Raw genomic sequence first — 20,481 nt, 5'->3', positions numbered from 1 at the left:
CATTGACCGCAATCATTGCGCAGCCGCCGGGTGATCCCTTGAAGCTCTACAGTTATTTCCGTTCCTCGGCCGCGTACCGCGTCCGCATCGCCCTCAATCTCAAGGGCATTTCCCACGAGATGGCCTTTATCCATCTCACCAAGGACGGCGGGCAGCATCGCAAACCGGACTATGCCTCGGTCAATCCGCAGATGCGGGTGCCCTCGCTCGCGCTCGAGTCCGGACAGGTGTTGATCCAGTCGCTCGCGATGATCGACTATCTCGACGAGATCTATCCGGAGCCTGCGCTGCTGCCGAAGGACGCGCTGGCGCGCGCGCATGTGCGCGCGGTGGCGCAGATCGTCGCCTGCGATATTCATCCGCTGAACAATCTCGCGCCGCTGCGCTATCTCAAGCACACCTTGAAGCACGAGCAGCCGGAGATCGACGCCTGGTATCACCACTGGGTGACGGAAGGTTTCGAGGCGATCGAAGCGCTGATCGACCCCGCTCCCTATTGCTGCGGCGCGCAGGTCACGATCGCCGACATCTGTCTCGTCCCGCAGGTGTTCAATGCGCGGCGCCTGAAGGTCCCGCTTGACCGTTTTCCGAAGATCGTTGCGGCCGAGCAGGCTTGCCTGAAACTTCCGGCGTTCGACAAGGCGCGGCCGGAAAATCAGGCGGATGCCGAGTGACCCGCCGCGCCATCGCTGCTAGACCCTGAACGCGTTCAGCGACTCATTTCCGGAAAGCCCGCAAGTGCAGAGCAACAATCTCGTCCGCGTCGTTCTGTGGATGGTCGGCGCGCTGCTGTCATTCTCGGTGATGGCGGTATCGATCCGCGAGCTTGCCAACGCGCATCTGAGCATCTTCGAGATCCTGACCATCCGCAGCGCCACCGCGCTCGTGATCCTGCTGCTCGTGCTTCTCATCTACCCGGAACTTCGCCTCGCCCTCACACCGCGGCGCTTCAAGCTGCACCTGTTCCGCAACACCGTTCATTTCGGCTCGCAATATTGCTGGGCGACGGCTCTGACGCTGCTGCCGCTCGCCACCGTCTTTGCGCTGGAGTTCACGATGCCGGCCTGGACGATCGTGCTTGCGGTCTGGATCCTGCACGAGCGGCTGACGGTGAGCCGCGTCGGCGTCGTCGTGCTCGGCCTGATCGGCGTGCTGGTGATCCTGCGGCCGGGCATCGCTTCGTTCAATCCGGCGGTGTTTCTCGTCCTGATCGCGGCCTTCGGCTACGCGATCACCATGATCACGACCAAGCAGCTGACCGCGACCGAAAGCACCTTCGGTATCATCTTCTGGATGATGGCGATCCAGCTTCCGATCGCGCTGGCCGGCAGCGACATTGCCTCGTTCGCCCGGCTGGCGCCGATCGATATCCTGCCGGTGCTCGGCGTCGGCATCGCCGGGACCACCTCGCACTACTGCCTTACCAACGCTTTCCGCTCCGGCGACGCCACGGTGGTCGTCCCGATCGATTTCCTGCGGGTGCCGCTGATCGCGGTGGTCGGCTGGATGTTTTACAATGAGACCCCGGACATCTTCGTCCTCCTCGGCACGCTCATTCTTGCGGGCGGCGTGCTATGGAACCTGCGGGCCGAATCCGCCGGACTGCGCCGGGCGGCCGGCTCGCCGCCGCCATAATTCGACGCTAAAGTGCCGACCATGACTGTTTCGCTTGCCCGCCTTGCCATCGCGCTGCCCGCCCTCGCCGTCTCCTGCACCGTGGCGCTGGCGCAATCGCAGAACCCGACCTGTCAGCGGCTCGAGGCGCAACTGGCGTCGCTCGACCGCGGCAATGCGGACCCCGCGCGCGCCGAGCAGATCCGCCGCGCGGAGGATGCCGTCAACCGGCAGCAGTTCGAGGTCGACCGGATGGTCGCGCAGTCACGCCGCATCGGCTGCCAGGGCTCGGGCTTCTTCTCGATCTTCACCAGTCCGCCGGCGCAGTGCGGCGGTCTCGAAAACCAGATCCGTCAGGCGCGCTCGGTTCTCGAAAATGCGCAGAACCAGCTCGAGCAGCTGCACGGCGGCACCACCCAGCGGGCCGGACAGCGGCAGGCTTTGCTGATCGCGCTCTCCGACAACGGCTGCGGTCCGCAGTATCGCAACGCCGCCGCGCAACAGAGCGGCGGCTTCCTCGACCGGCTGTTCGGCAACAACAATCTCTTCAGCGGCAACAGTCAGGCCGCGGGCACGTTCCGCACCATCTGTGTGCGCACCTGCGACGGCTACTATTTCCCGATCTCGTTTGCGACCAATTCGAGCCGCTTCGCCGACGACGAACGCCAGTGCCAGCGCATGTGCCCGGCGCAGAACGTTCAGCTCTTCACCTATCACAACCCCGGCGAGGACGTCGCGCAGGCGGTCTCGCTGAGCGGCCAGCCTTATAGCGCGTTGCCGACGGCGTTCCGCTATCGCCAGGAGTACAACACCGCCTGCAGTTGCCGCCGCGCCGGCCAAAGCTGGTCCGACGCGATGAAGGCGACCGGACCGGACGACACCCTCGCCGCCGGCGACGTCGTCGTGACCGAGCAGCGGGCGAAGAAAATGTCGCAGCCGCGCAAGGATGCGATCGGCAACCTGCTCAAGAATGGGACAGCGCCGCAGAACGACGCCGGCGGACAGACGTCCACCGCGAATCAGAGCGCCGAACCGCCCAAGAGCACGGTTCGCACCGTCGGACCGACGTTCTATCCGGTCCGCTGAGCGGCGGTTTTTCGCCGCATTCTTTATCGATCTTCTTAATTGCGTATTGGCCGGGTCAAAAATCCGGCCTTATCGGGGAACCGCAAGCCTCCGGCTGCGTTTCCTCGATGGATTATTCTGACAAAGTTTCATGAAGGGAGACCGCGATGAAGAAATTGATGATCGTTGCCGCAATGGCGCTGGCGTTGGCCGGTTGTCAGACGGCCCGTCAGGATCGTGTTGCCTCCGGCGCACTGATCGGCGGCGGAACCGGCGCGTTGATCGGCGGTCTCGCGGGACGCAGCGCAGGCGCAGCGGTCGCCGGCGGTGTGATCGGCGCGGCGGCAGGCGCGATCATCGCGGATGCGACGCGCCCCGGCTATTGCTACCGGGTCAACCGTTACGGACACCGCCGCTACTTCCGCTGCTGATGTCGGCGTAGCGTGATTGCGTGATCGAACCCGGCCTCCGCAGCGAGGCCGGGTTTTTCTTTGGCGCGCGTTTTAAAAATCGAAGGCTTCGGTTTTCAGCGGCCGTACGCTGACGAGCGTGGTGTCCGGCTCCGGCAGCGGTTCGCCGGAATCGCGGAACCGGTTGGTGATCGGATAGCGGCGGTCGCGGCCGAAATTCTTCAGCGTCACCTTGACCCCCGGCGCCGCCTGCCGCCGCTTGTATTCGGCGATGTGCAGCAGGTGCTCGACCCGTTTCACCAGATCGCGGTCGAATCCGGCGGCAACGATTGCGGCGATCGGCTCCTCGCGCTCGATCAGGCGCCTGAGAATGTCATCGAGCACCGCATAAGGCGGCAGCGAGTCCTCGTCCTTCTGGTTCTCGCGCAGTTCCGCGGTCGGCGGCCGGGTAATGATGTTCTCCGGGATGACGCGGCCCGCGGGCCCCAGCGCTCCGGCGGGCTTCCATGCGTTGCGCAGCCGCGCCAGCCGGAACACTTCCGTCTTGTAAAGATCCTTGACCGGATTGAATCCGCCATTCATGTCGCCGTAGAGCGTCGCGTAACCGACCGACATTTCCGACTTGTTGCCGGTCGTCACCACCATCAGATTGAACTTGTTGGACAGGCCCATCAGGATCACGCCGCGGGCGCGGGCCTGAATGTTCTCTTCGGTGACGTCGCGCGGCAGCTTCGCGGTCAGCGGCGCGAGCGCCGCCTCGAGCCCCTCCACCGCCGTGGCGATCGGCAGCACGTCATATTGCACGCCGAGCGCGCGAGCGCATGCGGCCGCGTCGTCGAGCGACTCCTGCGCCGTGTATTTGTAAGGCAGCATCACGCAGCGCACGCGCTCCGCGCCGAGCGCATCGACCGCGATGGCCGCGCACAGCGCGGAATCGATGCCGCCGGACAGGCCGAGCACGACGCCCTTGAAGCCGTTCTTGCCGACATAGTCGCGCAGCCCCATCACGCAGGCCGCATAATCGGCCCGGTCACCCTCGGCCGCCGGTGCGCTCGGGCCGCCCTCGCAAATCCAGGTGCCGCCGTCGCGCCGCCACCGCGTCGTCACCACGCATTCGACGAACGCCGGAAGCTGGAAGGCCAGCGAGCAGTCGGCATGCAGGCCAAACGAGGCGCCGTCGAACACCAGCTCGTCCTGCCCGCCGACCTGATTGGCATAGATGAGCGGCAGGCCGGTGTCCTTGACGCGCGGCACCGCGACGTTCAGCCGTTCGTCGTCGACGCCGCGGCGATACGGCGAGCCGTTCAGCACCAGCAGGATTTCGCCGCCGGTCTCGGCGATACATTCGGCCGGCTCCGGCCCCCAGATGTCCTCGCAGACCGGCAGACCGATCCGCACGCCACGGAAGCTGACCGGGCCCGGCATCGGTCCCGCCGCGAACACGCGCTTCTCGTCGAACACGCCGTAGTTCGGCAGGTCGGCCTTGTAGCGGAGCGCGACGATACGCCCGCCTTCAAGCAGCGCCGCTGCGTTGTAGAGCTTGTCGCCGTCCCGCCACGGCGTGCCGACCGCGAGCGCCGGACCGCCCTGCGCGGTCTCGCGGGCAAGTGCTTCGACCGCGGCGCGGCAAGCCGCCTGGAAGGCGGGTTTCAGCACGAGATCTTCCGGCGGATAGCCGGCGATGAAGAGTTCGGGGAAGACGACGATGTCGGCGCCCTGCGCGGCCGCCTCGTCGCGCGCCTTGCGGACTTTCGCGGCGTTGCCGGCGATATCGCCGACAATCGGATTGAGTTGCGCGACGGCGATGGCCAGTCGGTCGGCGGGGCGCGCGTTCATGGCTTAAGCATGTACCGTCTGCCGGTTCGCCCCGCAACGCGTGGCTCCGGAATGGCTGTGCCCCGCCGGGCGGATGCCGCTAGAGGCCCGCAACCGCCGGCATCGCCCGCACCGCGCCGGAACGCTCTTTCTTCAGCAGATCGGCCAGCAGGAACGCCATGTCGATCGCCTGCTCGGCGTTGAGCCGCGGATCGCAGACCGTGTGATAGCGGTCGTTGAGGTCGGCATCGGTGATGGCGCGGGCGCCGCCGGTGCATTCGGTGACGTTCTGCCCCGTCATCTCCAGATGCACGCCGCCAGCATAGGTGCCCTCGGCCGCATGGATCTCGAAGAAGCTGCGGACTTCCTTGAGGATCAGGTCGAACGGCCGCGTCTTGTAGCCGGTCGCCGATGTGATCGTGTTGCCGTGCATCGGATCGCACGACCAGATCACCTCGCGGCCTTCGCGCTTGATGGCGCGAATGAAGGCCGGCAGATGCTCGCCGACCTTCTCGGCGCCGAAGCGGCCGATCAGCGTCAGCCGACCCGGCTCGTTGTCGGGATTGAGGATATCGATCAGCCGCAGCAGGTCGTCGGCCTTCAGCGACGGGCCGCACTTCAGACCGAGCGGGTTTTTCACGCCGCGTGCGTATTCGATATGCGCGTGATCGGGCTGACGGGTGCGGTCGCCGATCCACAGCATGTGGCCGGAGGTCGCGTACCAGTCGCCGGTCGTCGAATCGATGCGCGTCATCGCCTGCTCGTAGCCGAGCAGCAGCGCCTCGTGGCTGGTGTAGAAATCCGTGGTGCCGAGCGCCGAGTCGACCGCGAAATTCAGTCCGCAGGCGCGCATGAATTCGAGCGCGCCGGAGACGCGGTCGGCGAGGTCGGCATAGGCCTTCGACTGCGGCGAGCCGGACACCGACTGCAGCATCCACTGATGCACGTTCTCGACGCTGGCATAGCCGCCCTTGGCGAAGGCACGCAGCAGGTTGAGCGTGGCGGCCGACTGGCGATAGGCCGCGAGCTGGCGGCGCGGATCGGGCCGGCGCGACTCCTCGGTGAAGTCGATGTCGTTGATGATGTCGCCGCGATAGCTCGGCAGCTCCTTGCCGTCGCGCTTCTCGAGCGGCGACGAGCGCGGCTTGGCGAACTGCCCGGCGATACGGCCGACCTTCACCACCGGCGAAGCGCCGGCATAGGTCAGCACCACCGCCATCTGCAGGAACACGCGGAAGAAGTCGCGGATGTTGTTCGCGCCGTGCTCGGCGAAGCTCTCGGCGCAGTCGCCGCCCTGAAGCAGGAACGCCTCGCCCTTTGCGACTCGGGCCAAGGCCTTTTTCAGATTGCGCGCCTCACCCGCAAAAACCAGCGGGGGAAACGTCGCAAGCTGCTTTTCGACATCGGCTAGCGCCTGCGGCTCCGGGTAGTCCGGAACCTGGACGATCGGCTTCTTGCGCCAGCTATCGGGCGACCAACGCTCGGGCATCACACAAAACTCCGTTATCGGCGGCCTTATACACCGGCCCCGTCCGGAAATTCCAGAAAAATGAGAAGTGCCCGTGCCTTAGGCTTATCGGGCCCCTATTCGGCGGCGGCCCGCTTATAGCTGGCGGCTTTTTCGCGCATCGTCACCAGTTCCTCAGCCGCGGTCGGATGCACCGCCATGGTGGCGTCGAAGTCGGCCTTTGTCGCCCCCATCTTCACCGCGATGCCGAGTACCTGGATGATCTCGCCGGCGTCGGGGCCGACGATATGGCAACCGACCACGCGATCCGACGTCCCGTCGACCACCAGTTTCATGAAGACCCGCGTGTCGCGGCCCGACAGCGTCGCTTTCATCGGACGGAAGCTCGTCTTGTAGATGTCGACCTGCGCAAGCTCCTTGCGGGCCTGCGCCTCGGTCAGGCCGATCACGCCGATCTCCGGTTCGGAGAACACCGCGGTCGGCACGAGATTGTGGTCCACCTTCGTCGGCCTGTTGCCGAACACCGTATCGGCGAAGGCGTGGCCCTCGCGGATCGCGACCGGCGTGAGATTGACGCGGTTGGTGACGTCGCCGACCGCGTAAATGTTCGGCACAGCCGTACGCGAATACGCGTCGACTTCGATGCCGCCGTGCTCATGGCACCTCACGCCCAGCTTTTCGAGTCCGATATTCATGCAGTTCGGCCGCCGCCCGATCGCGAACATCGCCTTGTCGACCGTCACGCTGCTGCCATCCGAAAGCTTGACGGAGAATTCATCGCCGGCTTTTCCAACCTCGGTCACGGTGTGGCCGCAGGTGACGACGATGCCGCGCTTGCGCATCTCGTTGCGCAGATGTTCGCGCACGTCGTCGTCGAAGCCGCGCAGGATATTCTCGCCGCGATAAACCAGCGTCACCTCCGAGCCCAGCCCGGCGAAGATGCAGGCGAACTCCACCGCGATGTAGCCGCCGCCCTGGATGAGAATGCGCTTGGGCATTGCGTCGAGATGCAAGGCCTCGTTCGAGGAGATGATATGCTCGAGGCCGGGAATGTTCGGGCCCATATGCGGCCAGCCGCCGGTCGCAACCAGAATGGTCTTGGCGCGGACCGTCTTGTTGTCCTTGACGAGCCGAATGGTGTGCCGATCCTCGATCACGGCGCGGCTGCGCACCATCTCGACCTTGCTGCGCTCGAGCGTCGCGATATAGGCGGCCTCGAGCCGCGCAATCTCGCGATCCTTGTTGGCGATCAGCGTCGGCCAGTCGAAGGTCGGCTCGCCCACCGTCCAGCCATAACCGGCGGCGTCCTCGAACTCGTGCGCAAAGCGCGAGGCATAAACCAGGAGCTTTTTGGGCACGCAGCCGCGGATGACGCAGGTGCCGCCGAAGCGGAACTCCTCCGCCACCATGACACGCGCGCCGTAACCGCCGGCGATCCGCGCGGCGCGCACGCCGCCCGAACCTGCCCCGATGACAAAGAGATCGACGTCGAATTCCGACATGACAAACGCCCGGTGGCCTAAAGGTTATTGTGGCCCTTCTTCTTCATCTCGGCGCGTATCTTGGTGACGACCTCATCGGAAAGCTTCGCGGCAAACTGCTGGGCGACGCCCATGCTTTGCTCCAGCGCCTTGACCTCCTGCTCGATCACCTTCTTGCCGACCGGCGACTTGTAGAACGCCAGGATTTCCTTCAGCTCGGCCTCGGTGAAATGGCTGGCATAGGCGCGCGCGACATCGGTCATCACGTCGTCCTTGCGAGGAGCAAGCTCCGCGCGCAGCTTGGCGGCGACGTCGTCGAGATCCTTCTGCAGCGCCGGGTTCTGCTGCAGGAACATGTTCTTGCTCTGCTCGATAACGCCGGGAATGAGCGGCGAGAAGATGCGGTCGCCGCCCTTGAGCACGACGATTTCGCGCGCCATGTCGACGGACGCCTGCGACGGCGCCGGCTGCGCCTGTCCGGCCGTCGCCACGACCGCCACCAGAGCAAGCGCGGCCGACAGACGCGCGGCAATGGCGCCAAACCGAACGAAACTCATTTCAACGTCTCCATCGTCATTATTTTCTTCTGCATCTCGTATTCTATCGCGCGGCGGCCCCGGACGGGCGTTCGACGACGCGGATGCCCTGCGAACCGGCAAGAATCACGACCTGCGCGAGGCCGACAAACAATCCGTGTTCCATGACCCCGGGAATCTCCGCAAGGTCATGCGCCAATCGGGCCGGATCGGCAATACGTCCGAAAGATGCGTCGATAATCCAGTGTCCGCCATCCGTGACGAAAGCATGGCCGTTGTTCGCCGTGCGCAGGACCGCCTGCCCTTGCGGATTGTCCCGCGCAAGAAGGCGTTCCACCGCGCGGCGGGTCGCTCCGAAGCCGAACGGCAGCACCTCGACAGGCAGCGGAAAGCGCCCAAGCGCCGGCACCCACTTCGAGTCGTCGGCAATCACGATCATGTTACGCGACGCCGCCGCGACGATTTTCTCGCGCAGCAAGGCCCCGCCGCCGCCCTTGATGAGGCTGAGATCTGGCCCCACCTCGTCGGCGCCGTCGACCGTCAGATCGAGTTCCGGCGTCTCGTCCAACGTGGTCAGACGGATGCCGACGTTCTCGGCCTGCGCACGTGTCGCCTCCGAGGTCGGCACGCCGACCACGTCGAAGCCGGCGCGGACACGCTCGCCCAAGAGATCGACGAAATGCCGCGCGGTCGAGCCGGTGCCGAGACCGAGCTTCATGCCGGCAGAGACAAATTCGAGGGCGCGGGCCGCGGCGGCGCGCTTCTGGTCCTCGGCATTCATCGGCACGCGACTCCCTGATCTGCGGTCCCGCCTTGCGGCCACTTCGCCGCCAAACCCGCCGGTTTGCCTCTCTATCGCTTACGCGCCGGCGATGATAGCCGAATTCGGCGGCGGCTTGCGCGAGCGCCGTCCGGGGGCTAGCGATGACGGCACGTCCCTCACTCGAAACAGCCCACCGAGCATGCCCCAGCCGACCATCGTTTTCGACCTCGACGGCACCCTGATCGACACCGCCCCGGATCTGGTCGCGACGCTCAATGTCATTCTGGCGCGCGAGGGGTTGCCGGAAGTCCCCTATGAGACGGCCCGGACCTTCATCGGCGGCGGCGCGCGGCTGATGCTCGAGCGCGGCCTCATCGCCGGCAGCCGCGATCCGGCGCCGCAATTGCTGAACCGGCTGTTCGAGGAATTCCTCGCTTATTACGCCGAGCACATCGCCGATCGCTCGCGGCCGTTTCCCGGTCTCGAACGCGCGCTCGACGATCTCGCGATGCGCGGCTGCCGCCTCGCCGTCTGCACCAACAAGCTTGAAGGATTGTCGGTGACGCTGCTCGACGCGCTCAGGCTCACGTCGCGTTTCGCGACGATCTGCGGCCAGGACACATTCGGCATCCAGAAGCCGGACCCGCTCGTCCTGCACAAGACCGTCGCCGCGGCCGGCGGCACGATGGCGAGCGCGGTGATGATCGGCGACAGCGCGACCGACATTCGCGCCGCGCAGGCCGCCGGTATTCCGGTGATCGCGGTCGATTTCGGCTACACCGACCGCCACGTCAGCGAGTTCTCGCCGAACCGCGTGATCGGACATTTCGACGAGCTGGTCGCCGCAATCGAAGCCGTCGGGGCGTTATCGCCGCGAAATGCCTGACCGGCATGGTTAACGCGGTAAGGTTAACGGCCCGGCAGCATTGCGCCTTTTTCAACGCCTTCCTATTGTCACATTGGGCGGATGGCTTAAGGCAGCCTTCCGGGCGGACGGGATGATTAACATGTATCGCGTGATCGCAGTTCTGGGCGCAGGCATTGCTTTGGCCGGTTGCTCTTCCTCCTCGTCGTCGTGGCTCGACTCGCTCAAGCCCGCGCCGCCGACCGAGAACATCAGCTTCGAATCCGAGCCGGCCGGCGCCGACGTGAAGACGTCGACGGGCCAGGCCTGCAAGACGCCCTGCTCGCTCGCGGTTCCCGCCAACGCGCCGGTGACCGTGACCTTCTCGCTCGACGGCTATCTCGCCGACAGCGAGCAGATCGAACTGGTCGCCCAGGGCGACGGCACCTCCCGGCTGCGTCCGAACCCGGTGATGGTCGAACTGTCGCCGGCTCCGCCCGCGCCGGCGAAGAAGCCCGTGCGCCGACGCGCGACGACCGCAAAGCCGAAGCCGCCGGCGGCTCCCAAGCCCGCCGCCGCGGCTCCCGCGCCAGCCCCGGCAGCGCCCGCGCCTGCCGCGGCTTCGCCGTGGCCCTCCACGCCGCCGGCAAGCCGCTAATCGCCTCCCGCGGCGCGTTATTTCCGTCCGTTTCGGCGTCTCAACGCGCTCGTGGCCCGGCCTTGCTGGACGGTCGCGGCCCTATCGTCCACTATTGGACGCAATCCGGTTGATTTCCCGCCGGCGGAACCTATGTGGTTCTAGAGACATGAATATTCAGAACCGGAACACCGACCTGAGGTCCGAGAGCGAGACGGCACGGCCGTTGCTGATCGACCCCTTTGCGCGCCGCATCGACTATCTGCGGGTGTCGGTGACCGACCGCTGCGATTTCCGCTGCGTCTATTGCATGTCGGAAGACATGGCCTTCCTGCCGAAAGCCAATGTCCTCAGCCTCGAGGAACTCGACCGGCTGTGCAGCGCCTTCGTCGCGCGCGGCGTGACCAAGCTGCGGTTGACCGGCGGCGAACCGCTGGTTCGGCGCGGCATCATGACTCTGGTCGAGTCCCTCTCCCGCCACCTCAAGAGCGGCGCGCTGCGCGAGCTGACGTTGACGACGAACGGCTCGCAGCTCACGAAATATGCCGCCGAGCTGAAGGCCCACGGCGTCGAGCGCATCAACGTCTCGCTCGACACGCTCGATGCCGACAAGTTCCGCGCCATCACGCGCTGGGGCGACTTCGGCAAGGTCATGGCGGGCATCGACGCCGCGCAAGCCGCCGGCCTGCATGTCAAGATCAACGCCGTCGCGCTCAAGGGCGTCAATGAGGACGAAATCCGGCCGATGGTCGAATGGGCGCACGGCCGCGGCATGGACATCACCTTCATCGAGGTAATGCCGCTGGGCGACGTCGGCGAGCAGCGGCTCGACCAGTATCTGCCGCTGTCGATGGTTCGCGCCCGTCTCGCCGAGCGCCTCACGCTCGAGGACGATGCCTATCGCACCGGCGGCCCGGCGCGCTATGTCCGCGCCAGGGAGACCGGCGGGCTGATCGGCTTCATCACGCCGCTCACGCACAATTTCTGCGAAAGCTGCAACCGCGTGCGCATTACCTGCACCGGCACGCTCTACATGTGCCTCGGTCAGGAGGATGCCGCGGACCTGCGCGCGCCGTTGCGCGCCTCCGAAAGCGACGAGCCGCTTTATGAGGCCATCGAGCGCGCGATCGCCCGCAAGCCCAAGGGCCACGACTTCGTCATCGACCGCCGCAAACAGCGCCCCGCGGTACAGCGGCACATGAGCGTGACCGGCGGCTGATATCCCCAAGCGGCGTTTCGAGGCCGCGTCTCGCGGCCCGGCCACTCAAGCCACAATTGCCGACGCCTATCGAGCCAAAAGGGCCGTCAGCCAAAAAGCGGGTTGACGCCCGCCACCTGTCTTGGCTTAGCTGTCGGCAACGGGCCATTGGCCTGTGTGGGGCATAAAGACTGAATAAAAGCGGCCTCCCCGGAGGTCGTTTGCAGTGGGGAAATCACGTGGCCGTCGTCGATTGGCTTATCGGCGCGCTGCTTCCTGCAACGCGCGTTGTCGATTCCATCAACCGCTGGATCGGCCAGAGACTGTCGTGGCTCATTCTTGCCGCGGTCCTCGTCTCGGCCGTCAACGCCATTATCCGCAAGACGTTCGACACATCGTCGAACACCTGGCTCGAGTTGCAATGGATTCTGTTCAGCATCGTCTTCATGCTGTGTTCGCCATGGACGTTGCTGTCGAATGAGCACATCCGCATCGACATCGTGAACAATCTGATGCCGCGCTGGCTGCGCGCGACAATCGATATTGTCGGCCACGCATTCTTCCTGCTGCCGCTCTGCATCATCATGGTCGTGACCGGCCTGCCGTTCTTCCTGAAGTCCTATGCCATCGACGAGCAGTCGTGGAACGCCGGCGGCCTGCCGCAATGGCCCGCCAAGTCGCTCATCGCGATCGGCTTTGCACTTCTTTTCTTCCAGGGGCTTTCGGAACTCATCAAACGTCTCGCGGTCGTCCGCGGGATGATCGACGATCCGTCCGAATCCACCAAAACCGCCATCGAAGCCGAGCTCGAACAGCACGTCGGCGCCATCGACAAGCGTTAGCAGCACAGCACCGTTCCGGGGTCCTTCATGACGGCATTCCTTATCGAGAACATGGCGCCGATTATGTTCGCGGCGCTGGTGGTGTTCTTGCTGCTCGGCTATCCGGCCGCCTTCTCGCTCGGCGCGGTCGGTCTGCTGTTCGGCCTGATCGGCATCGAACTCGGCCTGTTCGCGCCCGACTTTCTGCAGGCACTGCCCGAGCGCGTTCACGGCGTGATGAGCAACGATACGTTGCTCGCGATTCCCTTCTTCACCTTCATGGGACTGATCCTCGAGCGGTCCGGCATGGCCGAGGACCTGCTCGAAACCGTCGGCCAGTTGTTCGGCACCGTGCGCGGCGGCCTCGCCTACGCGGTGGTGTTCGTCGGCGCGCTGCTTGCGGCGACCACCGGCGTCGTCGCGGCCTCCGTCATTTCGATGGGATTGATCTCGCTGCCGATCATGCTGCGTTACGGCTACGATCACCGGCTCGCCTCGGGCGTGATCGCCGCCTCCGGCACGCTCGCGCAGATCATCCCGCCCTCGCTGGTGCTGATCGTGATGGCCGACCAGCTCGGCCGCTCGGTCGGCGACATGTATGAAGGCGCCTTCCTACCCGGCCTCGTCCTGTCGCTGCTCTATGCCGGCTACGTCTTCATCGTCGCGACGTTCTTTCCCAAGGCGGCCCCCGGCCTTCCGGCGGACGCGATCGGTTATCGCGAGGACAATGGCAACCGCGGCCTCACTTCGCTCGCGGTTCTCGCCGTCGTCAGCGCCCTGGTCGCATGGCTGATCATGCGCCAGACGACGAGCCGCGGCGCGGACTTCGTCATCCTGACGATGTTCATCGGCATCCTGTTCGCCTTCGCGGTTTCGATCATCAACTGGGTTAGCGAAAAGCTGACCGGTTTCCGCTTCCTCTCGCGCATCGCGCAGCAGACCACCTTCGTGATGGTGCCGCCGCTGTTCCTGATCTTCCTCGTCCTCGGCACCATCTTCATCGGCGTCGCGACCCCGACCGAGGGCGGCGCGATGGGCGCGAGCGGCGCGCTGCTGCTCGGCTGGTTCAAGCGGCGGCTGAGTTGGGACCTGGTTCGCCAGGCGGTGGAGTCCACCGCGAAGCTGTCGGCCTTCGTCGTCTTCATCCTGCTCGGCGCGCGCGTGTTCTCGCTGACCTTCTACGGCGTCAGCGGCCACGTCTGGGTCGAACACCTGCTGACATCGCTGCCCGGCGGCCAGACCGGCTTCCTGATTTTCGTCAATATATTCGTGTTCGTCCTCGCCTTCTTCCTCGACTTCTTCGAGCTCGCCTTCATCATCATTCCGCTGCTCGGGCCTGCGGCGGAGAAACTCGGGATCGACCTGATCTGGTTCGGCGTCATCCTCGGCGTGAACATGCAGACCTCGTTCATGCACCCGCCGTTCGGCTTCGCGCTGTTTTATCTTCGCTCGGTTGCGCCAAAAGAATCCTTCATCGACCGCATCACCGGGAAACGCATGGCGCCGGTGACGACCGGGGAGATTTACTGGGGAGCGGTGCCCTTTGTCTTCATCCAGGTCGTCATGGTTCTGCTGGTGATCCTGTTCCCGGCGATGGTGATGCACTACAAAGGCGCGGCGTCGAACGTCGATCCGAGCAAGGTCAAGATCGAGATTCCGGGGCTTGATCTGCCGCCGCCGACGCAGCTCGAATTACCGACGTTCAAATAGCGCGGCGCTGCAAGCCGGCGGACAAAAGAAAAACCCCGGAGCTTGCGCTCCGGGGTTTCTGTTTTGCGACGTCCGATCAGCCGCGGCTGACGCGGATCATGAACTGGTCGTAGGTGTTCTCGGCCACCTGGAACCACTGATAGGTGCTCTTGGTGAACGACATCAGCGAGTCGTTGGCCTTCTTGAAGCTGGCGTTTTCCTTGGCCACTTCGGCGTGCAGTTCCATGGTCGCCTTGTACGCGGCTTCCATGATCTGCGGCGAGAAGACGTGGAGCTTGGTGCCGCCGGCGATCAGCTTGCGAAGCGCCTGCGCATTGAGCGCGTCGTATTTCGCCATGCAGACCTGGTTGGAGTAGGCAGCGGCCTGCTCGAGCACATGCTGATAGTGCTTCGGCAGCGCATTCCACTTGTCGAGGTTGACGAAGGCGAGCAGCATCGAGCCACCTTCCCACCAGCCGGGCGCGTAGTAGTGCGGCGCGACCTTGTAGAAGCCGAGCTTCTCGTCGTCATAAGGACCGACCCACTCGCACGCATCGAGCGTACCGCGCTCGAGCGCCGGGTAGATGTCGCCGCCGGCGATCTGCTGGGGCACGCCGCCGAGCTTGGCCAGAATCTTGCCGGCCCAGCCGCCGATGCGCATCTTGAGGCCCTTGAGATCGTCGACCGACTTGATCTCCTTGCGGTACCAACCGCCCATCTGACAGCCGGTATTGCCGGCCAGCAGCGCGTGCGAGTTATACTTCTTGTAGAACTCGTTCATCACCTCCGAACCGCCGCCCTGCGTCCACCAGGCCTGGTTGATGCGGAAGTTGGGACCGAACGGCACCGAGGTGCCGAAGCCGAAGGTCGGGTCCTTGCCGAAATAGTAGTACGACGCGGTATGGCCGATTTCGACGGTGCCGTTCTGCACCGCGTCCACGATCTGGAGGCCGGGGACGATTTCGCCCGCCGCGAACACCTGAATCTGGAACTTGCCGTCGGTCGCTTCGCCGACAGCTTTCGCCATCACGTCGGCGCCGCCGTAGATCGTGTCCAGCGACTTCGGCCAGCTGCACGGCATGCGCCACTTGATCGTCGGCGTGGACTGCGCAATCGCCGGCGCGGCGATCGTGCTGGCGGCAAGGCCGACGCCTGCTGCCTTCAAAAATTGACGACGCTTCATCACGAATTTCCTCCCTTAAGACTTTTCTCTGGCGGCACGATGCCGCCTTAACCCCAGCGGTAGAGACCCGCCCGACCCGCATCCTGTCGATTGGCACCGACAATAGGTCGCACCGGATGACGGCAGTTTGCACTTGTTTTGCGAAAGTTCAATGCACCGAACGGGTGGCTCGCGCGCGAGGCGGGCAGCGGGATGCGCGATGGCGCGCTGGCCGGGCGCATTCGGCGGCGCCTGGACGCCGTGCCCGGGACAGCACCGGATTCGGATAATTATACCAATAAAATCAATATCTTATGTAATCGCCCACTCACGGCGTAACGTCGATATGAAGCTCCATCTTGGGATGGATGCTGCAGGACATGAGGTAGGAGCCGGGCTGCGCAAAGGTCAGATCGACGACTTCGCCCGGCTCCTGCGCGCCGGAATCGAAGTCGAGTTTTTCGTCGAAGATGCGGACGTTGTGGGTGCGGCTGTCGTTGTTGACGATCCACAACCGGCTGCCGCGCTTGACCGTGATGTGACCCGGCTCAAACGACTTGTCGATCTGGGCGACGGTATTGACGGCGACGGCCGGGCTGGTGACCGCCACGGTTTCCGGCTCGACCTTCGCCGCGACCGCTGGCGCCTGTTCGCTCGACAAGGTTTGCAGGAACGCGACGAGATCGGCGCGCTCCTTGCCGGTCAACGCAAGCTTGCGCGGCAGTTCCGGCGGCAGCGTCGGCCGCTGCACCACGCCGGTCTCGTAGTGGCGCACCGCATCCTCGAGCGTCTTGATCGAACCGTCATGCATGTAAGGCGCCGAGCGCGTCAGTTCGCGCAAGCCCGGCGTCTTGAAAGCAAAATTGACGTTCGGCAGCCGCAACACCGCGCCACGCCCGCGATCGCTGCCCGGCAGGCCGATGTCGTAGAAAGCGGAGTCCGTGAAGGCCCAGCCGCTGTGGCAGTTCGCGCATCCGGCCTTGCCGGTGAACAGGTTGAAGCCTCTGACCTCATCGGCCCGCAGCGCCTTGTTGTCGCCGGCGATCCAGCGGTCGAAGCGCGTCGGCGGCGACACGAACGTGCGCTCATAGGTGGCGAGCGCTTTCGCGAGATTGGGTCCGTCGATCTTGGGATTGTCGGGGAAGGCCGCGGAAAACGCCGTGACGTAATCGGGAATGGCGGACAGTTTTCCGATCAACGGATCAAGCGGCTGCGCCATCTCCTCCGGATTCTGGATCGGGAACGACACCTGCTCTTCGAGACTGCGTGCCCGGCCGTCCCAGAACATCGCGCGGCCCCAGGCGAGATTCCACAAGGTCGGCGTATGGCGCGCGAGCATGCGGCCCGGCACGCCCTTTCCTTTCGCCGCGCCGTCCGCAAAACCCTTCGCGACGTCGTGGCAACTGGCGCAGGACATCGCGCCATTGCCGGAAAGCCGCGGGTCGTAGAACAGCTTCTCGCCGAGCGCGCGCTTGGCCTCGGAGAACGGGTCGTCGGCAGGGAACGGCACGCGATCGGGTCTGCGAAACGCCGCCTTGCGGGCGGCAAGCGACGCCGGCTTTGCCTGCGCCGTGGGCTTCGTCGCGCCCCTTGCAGCGCCGGTCGCGATGGCGGGATTTCCGGCGAAGGCCAGCGCCAGCACCGTGCCGGCCAGCGCGCCGGCGGCAAAGGCCGGCGCCGCAAGCCTCGTCAGATTTTTCCGGCTGAGCAACATGACGCCTACGATAAGCCTTGCGTTGGCGCCCCCGCCACGACAATCGGACGGTCAGAGCAGATCGCCGGCCGCCAGTTCGACCCGCGACACGAGCGCCCGCATCGCGCCGGCGTTTTTCACCGGCGTCTTGGGCGGCATCGCCGTCGGGAACACCTTCTTCAGTTCGCCAACATAACCGCGCAGCTTCTTCAGCGCGTCTGCGTTCTTTTTCCCGAGCGGGGCGGCCGCGCCCTCGATCAGCGTTTCCGCATAAAGGATGAAGCCGCGCGCATCCTGATATTCGACCGGCTTGGCGATTTTGCCGCCGACAATCGCGGCCTGATATTCGCCCGCCGCGACCTTCATCGCTTCGAGCGCGGTCTGCAGCGCAAACGGCGCCTCAGCATGTTTCGCCTTGATTCCGGCATCGGCCTTGGCAAGAGCTGCGTCCACCTTGCGCCTGGCCGCCGCATATTGCTTTGCGTTCTTCGCCTCGACCACCTTGGCGAGCGCGTTCAGCTCGTTCAGGAACTGCGGCGTGTTGTAATCGGCGACCTGGTCCTTGATGCCGTCATAAAGCTCCTCGACCGGGTGCATGAAATGCGGAAAGGCGGCGTCCCATTGTTTCTCGGCGACCAGCTGATCGCCGATCAGCAGATGACCGCGGATCAGCGCGATGCTGAGCGCAAATTTCAGATCCGGCGGCAGATTGGCGGCTCCCGCCTCGCCGCCTTCGCCGCCCTCGCCTCCTTCACCGCCCTGCGCCTGCGCGAAACGGATCAGCGGCGCCTTGGCCGCGCTGCCTTTGCGCGACGGCGAGCAGATCGAGTTGCCGAAGTCCGGCGCGGGCGCCGTCACCGCCGGCGTCGACGAAATGGCGGTGTAACCGCCGCCGGTGATGACGAACGCGCCAATCCCGACCCAAACCTTCGTCGACCGCTTCATGCCGGCACTCCATCGTTTCCGCTTTGCGGCAGACCATACTATTGTCGCGCCGAGCGTCCAGCGCTCTAGTTTTGAACGATTCCAGCCGCTCGCACTGGACCACACCGTTTGATGGAAAAGATATGCAGATCGTCATCGGCAACGTCCTGTCCGCCGCCGACCTGAAAGTGATCCGCGCCGCGCTGGCAAAAGCCCGCTTCGTCGACGGCCGCGCGACCGCCGGCTTCGCCGCGCGCCGGGTCAAAAACAACGAACAGGCCGACAGCACCGACCGTTCGCTCGACGGCATCCGCAAGCTCGTCACCGACCGCATCCGCGGCAGCGAGGTGTTCAACATCGCGGTCCGTCCCAAGACGCTGACGCCCGCGATGTTCGCGCGCTACGTCCGCGGCAAGAACTACGGCAGCCATGTCGACGACGCGCTGATGAACGGCATGCGCACCGACGTCTCCTACACCTTGTTTCTCGGCGACCCGAAATCCTATTCGGGCGGCGAGCTGGTGCTGGAGAACCCGTCCGGCGACGAGGGCTTCAAGCTTCCGGCCGGATCGATGATCGTCTATCCGACCACCGCCCTGCATCGTGTCGCCAGGGTGACGCGGGGCGAGCGGCTGGTCTGCGTCGGCTGGGCGCGCAGCTATGTGCGCGACGCCGCGCGGCGCGAGATCCTGTTCGATCTCGACACCGCGCGGCGGCGTATCTTCGCGGCGCAGGGCGCGAGCGGCGACTACAATCTGATCGCCAAGTCCACGGCGAACCTGATGCGGATGTGGGCGGAGGACTAAGCGACATGACGCAGGAATCTGCCGCAAAGCCGGCAACCGCAAAGCTGCTCGCCCTGACGCCGATGCTGCAAGCGAGCGACATCGCGCGCACGATCGCCTGGTATGAAACGGTGCTCGGTTTCCGGTGCACCGGACAGGAGGAAGGCTGGTGCCGGCTGGAGCGCGACAACATCGCGCTGATGTTCATGCGCAACGCGCATCTCGGCGAGCCGCACGCCACCGCAACGCAGTACATTTATCTCGATGACGTCATGGCGTTCTGGAACGCCATCAAGGATCGCGTTACCGCGGAATGGGGACCGGAGCGGATGCCTTACGGCATGCTGGAATTCGCCATCAAGGATCCCGACGGCTATCTCCTGAGCTTCGGCGAGTGCAGCTGACGCTCAGGCCTCGATCACGATCTTCGGCGCCGCGCGTCCCGAACCGCCCTTGAGTTGCTCGTGCACCCGGGCCGCGATCTCGCGATAGATTTTGCTGTGGGCGCTGTCGGGCTCGGTCGCCACCACTGGCTGACCGGAGTCCGAGGTCTCGCGAATGTCCATGTGCAGCGGCACTTCGCCGAGGAACGGCACGCCGAGACGCTGCGCTTCCGCATGCGCGCCGCCGTGGCCGAAAATGTCGGAACGCGTACCGCAGCTCGGACACAGGAAGTAGCTCATGTTCTCGACGATGCCGAGCACCGGTACGTTGACGCGCTTGAACATCGCAATGCCGCGCCGCGCGTCGATCAGGGCGAGGTCCTGCGGCGTCGAGACGATCACCGCGCCCTTGAGCGGGGTCTGCTGCGCCATCGTCAATTGCGCGTCGCCGGTGCCGGGCGGCATGTCGACCACCATGACGTCGAGCGTGCCCCACTCGACCTCGCGCAGCATCTGCGTGATCGCGGACATCACCATCGGCCCGCGCCAGATCATCGGTGTCTCTTCGTCGATCAGGAATCCGATCGACATCACCTTGAGGCCGTAACGCTCGATCGGCTTCAGCCGCTTGCCGTCAATGGTCTGCGGCTTCTCCTTGATGGCGAACAGTTTCGGCAGCGACGGGCCGTAGATGTCGGCGTCGAGCATGCCGACCTTCAACCCGAGATCGCGCAGGCCGAGCGCCAGATTGACCGCGGTGGTGGATTTGCCGACGCCGCCCTTGCCGGACGCGACCGCGATGATCGCCTCGACGCCCGGCACGCCGGAAGGCTGGCGCTCATGCGCGCCGTGGCCGGGCGCGTTCTGTCCATGCTGATGACCATGTTGATGACCCTGCCCGCGCGGCGCGGCGGCCGGACGCGACGCACCGCCGGCCCGCTCGGCCGTCAGCGCGACCAGCGCAGAGACGACGCCCGGCACGGCCTTCACGGCCGCCTCGGCCGCGTTGCGCACCGGTTCCCACGCCTTCACGGCCGCGGCATCGACGCTGATCGAGAAGAAGACCTTGCCGTCGGTGACGACGATGTCGGACAGCGCCCTGGTTTCGGTCAACGCCGTCCCGTCCGGCGCGGAAACCGCCTTCAGCGCCGCCAAGACCTGATCCTTCGATGCCGACATTGTTCGTTCCTGTT

20 protein-coding genes are annotated in these 20,481 nt (G+C 65.1%); 11 read left to right on the top strand and 9 right to left on the bottom strand.

From position 1 onward, the window contains the following. The first annotated feature begins 2 nt into the window (after positions 1 to 2). From maiA to AB7F10_RS08160, 4 genes are all read left to right on the top strand, one after another. Complete coding sequence (maiA, locus tag AB7F10_RS08175; protein WP_428558755.1) at positions 3 to 674, top strand: maleylacetoacetate isomerase; 672 nt, start codon at positions 3 to 5, stop codon at positions 672 to 674. A gap of 64 nt (positions 675 to 738) precedes the next feature. Then, a complete protein-coding gene (locus AB7F10_RS08170) occupies positions 739 to 1,635 on the top strand; it encodes a DMT family transporter (RefSeq protein ID WP_428558757.1) in 897 nt (298 codons plus the stop codon). A gap of 21 nt (positions 1,636 to 1,656) precedes the next feature. Further along, the gene (locus tag AB7F10_RS08165; protein WP_428558759.1) at positions 1,657 to 2,700 is read left to right on the top strand and encodes a DUF2865 domain-containing protein; all 1,044 of its coding nucleotides are present in this window, start codon (positions 1,657 to 1,659) and stop codon (positions 2,698 to 2,700) included. A 146-nt stretch (positions 2,701 to 2,846) separates the two neighbouring features. Beyond that, complete coding sequence (locus AB7F10_RS08160; protein WP_428558761.1) at positions 2,847 to 3,110, top strand: YMGG-like glycine zipper-containing protein; 264 nt, start codon at positions 2,847 to 2,849, stop codon at positions 3,108 to 3,110. A gap of 72 nt (positions 3,111 to 3,182) precedes the next feature. Here the strand turns inward: AB7F10_RS08160 and AB7F10_RS08155 are convergent, their stop codons facing one another. The 5 genes from AB7F10_RS08155 to rpiA form a co-directional block, all read right to left on the bottom strand. Then, positions 3,183 to 4,925 carry an NAD+ synthase gene (locus AB7F10_RS08155; protein WP_428558763.1) on the bottom strand — a complete coding sequence of 581 codons (1,743 nt, stop codon included), beginning with the start codon at positions 4,923 to 4,925 and terminating at the stop codon, positions 3,183 to 3,185. A gap of 79 nt (positions 4,926 to 5,004) precedes the next feature. Further along, entirely contained in the window at positions 5,005 to 6,393 is a 1,389-nt protein-coding gene (locus AB7F10_RS08150; RefSeq protein WP_428558765.1) for a class II 3-deoxy-7-phosphoheptulonate synthase, read from the bottom strand. A 95-nt stretch (positions 6,394 to 6,488) separates the two neighbouring features. Next, positions 6,489 to 7,874 (bottom strand): glutathione-disulfide reductase, encoded by a 1,386-nt coding sequence (gene gor / locus AB7F10_RS08145; protein WP_428558767.1) that lies wholly within the window; start codon positions 7,872 to 7,874, stop codon positions 6,489 to 6,491. 17 nt (positions 7,875 to 7,891) lie between these two features. Beyond that, positions 7,892 to 8,410: a DUF2059 domain-containing protein gene (locus tag AB7F10_RS08140; protein ID WP_428558769.1), complete on the bottom strand. Its 519-nt coding sequence runs from the start codon at positions 8,408 to 8,410 to the stop codon at positions 7,892 to 7,894. Between the two features lie 43 nt (positions 8,411 to 8,453). After that, on the bottom strand, positions 8,454 to 9,170 hold the full coding sequence (rpiA, locus tag AB7F10_RS08135; RefSeq protein ID WP_428558771.1) for a ribose-5-phosphate isomerase RpiA: 717 nt from the start codon (positions 9,168 to 9,170) through the stop codon (positions 8,454 to 8,456). 181 nt (positions 9,171 to 9,351) lie between these two features. Here rpiA and gph point away from each other — a divergent pair, with 181 nt between their 5' ends. From gph to AB7F10_RS08110, 5 genes are all read left to right on the top strand, one after another. Further along, complete coding sequence (gene gph, locus AB7F10_RS08130; protein WP_428558774.1) at positions 9,352 to 10,038, top strand: phosphoglycolate phosphatase; 687 nt, start codon at positions 9,352 to 9,354, stop codon at positions 10,036 to 10,038. Between the two features lie 112 nt (positions 10,039 to 10,150). Beyond that, on the top strand, positions 10,151 to 10,654 hold the full coding sequence (locus AB7F10_RS08125) for a hypothetical protein (protein WP_428558776.1): 504 nt from the start codon (positions 10,151 to 10,153) through the stop codon (positions 10,652 to 10,654). 148 nt (positions 10,655 to 10,802) lie between these two features. Beyond that, a complete protein-coding gene (gene moaA, locus AB7F10_RS08120) occupies positions 10,803 to 11,852 on the top strand; it encodes a GTP 3',8-cyclase MoaA (RefSeq protein WP_428558778.1) in 1,050 nt (349 codons plus the stop codon). 239 nt (positions 11,853 to 12,091) lie between these two features. Further along, the gene (locus AB7F10_RS08115) at positions 12,092 to 12,673 is read left to right on the top strand and encodes a TRAP transporter small permease subunit (RefSeq protein ID WP_428559994.1); all 582 of its coding nucleotides are present in this window, start codon (positions 12,092 to 12,094) and stop codon (positions 12,671 to 12,673) included. A gap of 27 nt (positions 12,674 to 12,700) precedes the next feature. Further along, positions 12,701 to 14,362, top strand: a complete 1,662-nt coding sequence (locus AB7F10_RS08110) for a TRAP transporter large permease (protein WP_428558780.1) — start codon at positions 12,701 to 12,703, stop codon at positions 14,360 to 14,362. A 76-nt stretch (positions 14,363 to 14,438) separates the two neighbouring features. Here AB7F10_RS08110 and AB7F10_RS08105 read toward each other — a convergent pair whose 3' ends face one another. From AB7F10_RS08105 to AB7F10_RS08095, 3 genes are all read right to left on the bottom strand, one after another. Then, positions 14,439 to 15,524: a TRAP transporter substrate-binding protein gene (locus AB7F10_RS08105; RefSeq protein WP_428558782.1), complete on the bottom strand. Its 1,086-nt coding sequence runs from the start codon at positions 15,522 to 15,524 to the stop codon at positions 14,439 to 14,441. Between the two features lie 307 nt (positions 15,525 to 15,831). After that, on the bottom strand, positions 15,832 to 17,217 hold the full coding sequence (locus AB7F10_RS08100) for a cytochrome c peroxidase (RefSeq protein ID WP_428558784.1): 1,386 nt from the start codon (positions 17,215 to 17,217) through the stop codon (positions 15,832 to 15,834). 51 nt (positions 17,218 to 17,268) lie between these two features. Next, positions 17,269 to 18,141: a hypothetical protein gene (locus AB7F10_RS08095; protein ID WP_428558786.1), complete on the bottom strand. Its 873-nt coding sequence runs from the start codon at positions 18,139 to 18,141 to the stop codon at positions 17,269 to 17,271. A gap of 122 nt (positions 18,142 to 18,263) precedes the next feature. Here AB7F10_RS08095 and AB7F10_RS08090 point away from each other — a divergent pair, with 122 nt between their 5' ends. Together AB7F10_RS08090 and AB7F10_RS08085 are read left to right on the top strand one after the other, a co-directional pair. Then, positions 18,264 to 18,926, top strand: coding sequence for a Fe2+-dependent dioxygenase (locus AB7F10_RS08090; protein WP_428558788.1), 663 nt, complete (start codon positions 18,264 to 18,266; stop codon positions 18,924 to 18,926). 5 nt (positions 18,927 to 18,931) lie between these two features. Continuing rightward, positions 18,932 to 19,309 (top strand): bleomycin resistance protein, encoded by a 378-nt coding sequence (locus AB7F10_RS08085; RefSeq protein ID WP_428558790.1) that lies wholly within the window; start codon positions 18,932 to 18,934, stop codon positions 19,307 to 19,309. A 3-nt stretch (positions 19,310 to 19,312) separates the two neighbouring features. On the opposite strand, the gene apbC is transcribed toward AB7F10_RS08085, so the two are convergent. After that, positions 19,313 to 20,467, bottom strand: a complete 1,155-nt coding sequence (gene apbC / locus AB7F10_RS08080) for an iron-sulfur cluster carrier protein ApbC (protein ID WP_428558792.1) — start codon at positions 20,465 to 20,467, stop codon at positions 19,313 to 19,315. Between the last annotated feature and the right edge of the window lie 14 nt (positions 20,468 to 20,481).

Source organism: Pseudolabrys sp., from assembly GCF_050250095.1.
Taxonomy (GTDB): Bacteria; Pseudomonadota; Alphaproteobacteria; order Rhizobiales; family Xanthobacteraceae; genus Pseudolabrys.
The sequence above is the reverse complement of the archived record's forward strand: the minus strand, read 5'-3'. Positions and strand labels throughout refer to the sequence as shown.

Coding starts and splice junctions, on each gene's coding strand:
- AB7F10_RS08155 (WP_428558763.1), bottom strand. CDS start 4,925: ATGAACGCGCGCCCCGCCGACCGACTGGCCATCGCCGTCGCGCAACTC.
- AB7F10_RS08125 (WP_428558776.1), top strand. CDS start 10,151: ATGATTAACATGTATCGCGTGATCGCAGTTCTGGGCGCAGGCATTGCT.
- apbC (WP_428558792.1), bottom strand. CDS start 20,467: ATGTCGGCATCGAAGGATCAGGTCTTGGCGGCGCTGAAGGCGGTTTCC.
- rpiA (WP_428558771.1), bottom strand. CDS start 9,170: ATGAATGCCGAGGACCAGAAGCGCGCCGCCGCGGCCCGCGCCCTCGAA.
- AB7F10_RS08105 (WP_428558782.1), bottom strand. CDS start 15,524: ATGAAGCGTCGTCAATTTTTGAAGGCAGCAGGCGTCGGCCTTGCCGCC.
- AB7F10_RS08165 (WP_428558759.1), top strand. CDS start 1,657: ATGACTGTTTCGCTTGCCCGCCTTGCCATCGCGCTGCCCGCCCTCGCC.
- AB7F10_RS08090 (WP_428558788.1), top strand. CDS start 18,264: ATGCAGATCGTCATCGGCAACGTCCTGTCCGCCGCCGACCTGAAAGTG.
- moaA (WP_428558778.1), top strand. CDS start 10,803: ATGAATATTCAGAACCGGAACACCGACCTGAGGTCCGAGAGCGAGACG.
- gor (WP_428558767.1), bottom strand. CDS start 7,874: ATGTCGGAATTCGACGTCGATCTCTTTGTCATCGGGGCAGGTTCGGGC.
- AB7F10_RS08150 (WP_428558765.1), bottom strand. CDS start 6,393: ATGCCCGAGCGTTGGTCGCCCGATAGCTGGCGCAAGAAGCCGATCGTC.
- AB7F10_RS08095 (WP_428558786.1), bottom strand. CDS start 18,141: ATGAAGCGGTCGACGAAGGTTTGGGTCGGGATTGGCGCGTTCGTCATC.
- AB7F10_RS08140 (WP_428558769.1), bottom strand. CDS start 8,410: ATGAGTTTCGTTCGGTTTGGCGCCATTGCCGCGCGTCTGTCGGCCGCG.
- AB7F10_RS08085 (WP_428558790.1), top strand. CDS start 18,932: ATGACGCAGGAATCTGCCGCAAAGCCGGCAACCGCAAAGCTGCTCGCC.
- gph (WP_428558774.1), top strand. CDS start 9,352: ATGCCCCAGCCGACCATCGTTTTCGACCTCGACGGCACCCTGATCGAC.
- AB7F10_RS08110 (WP_428558780.1), top strand. CDS start 12,701: ATGACGGCATTCCTTATCGAGAACATGGCGCCGATTATGTTCGCGGCG.
- AB7F10_RS08100 (WP_428558784.1), bottom strand. CDS start 17,217: ATGTTGCTCAGCCGGAAAAATCTGACGAGGCTTGCGGCGCCGGCCTTT.
- AB7F10_RS08160 (WP_428558761.1), top strand. CDS start 2,847: ATGAAGAAATTGATGATCGTTGCCGCAATGGCGCTGGCGTTGGCCGGT.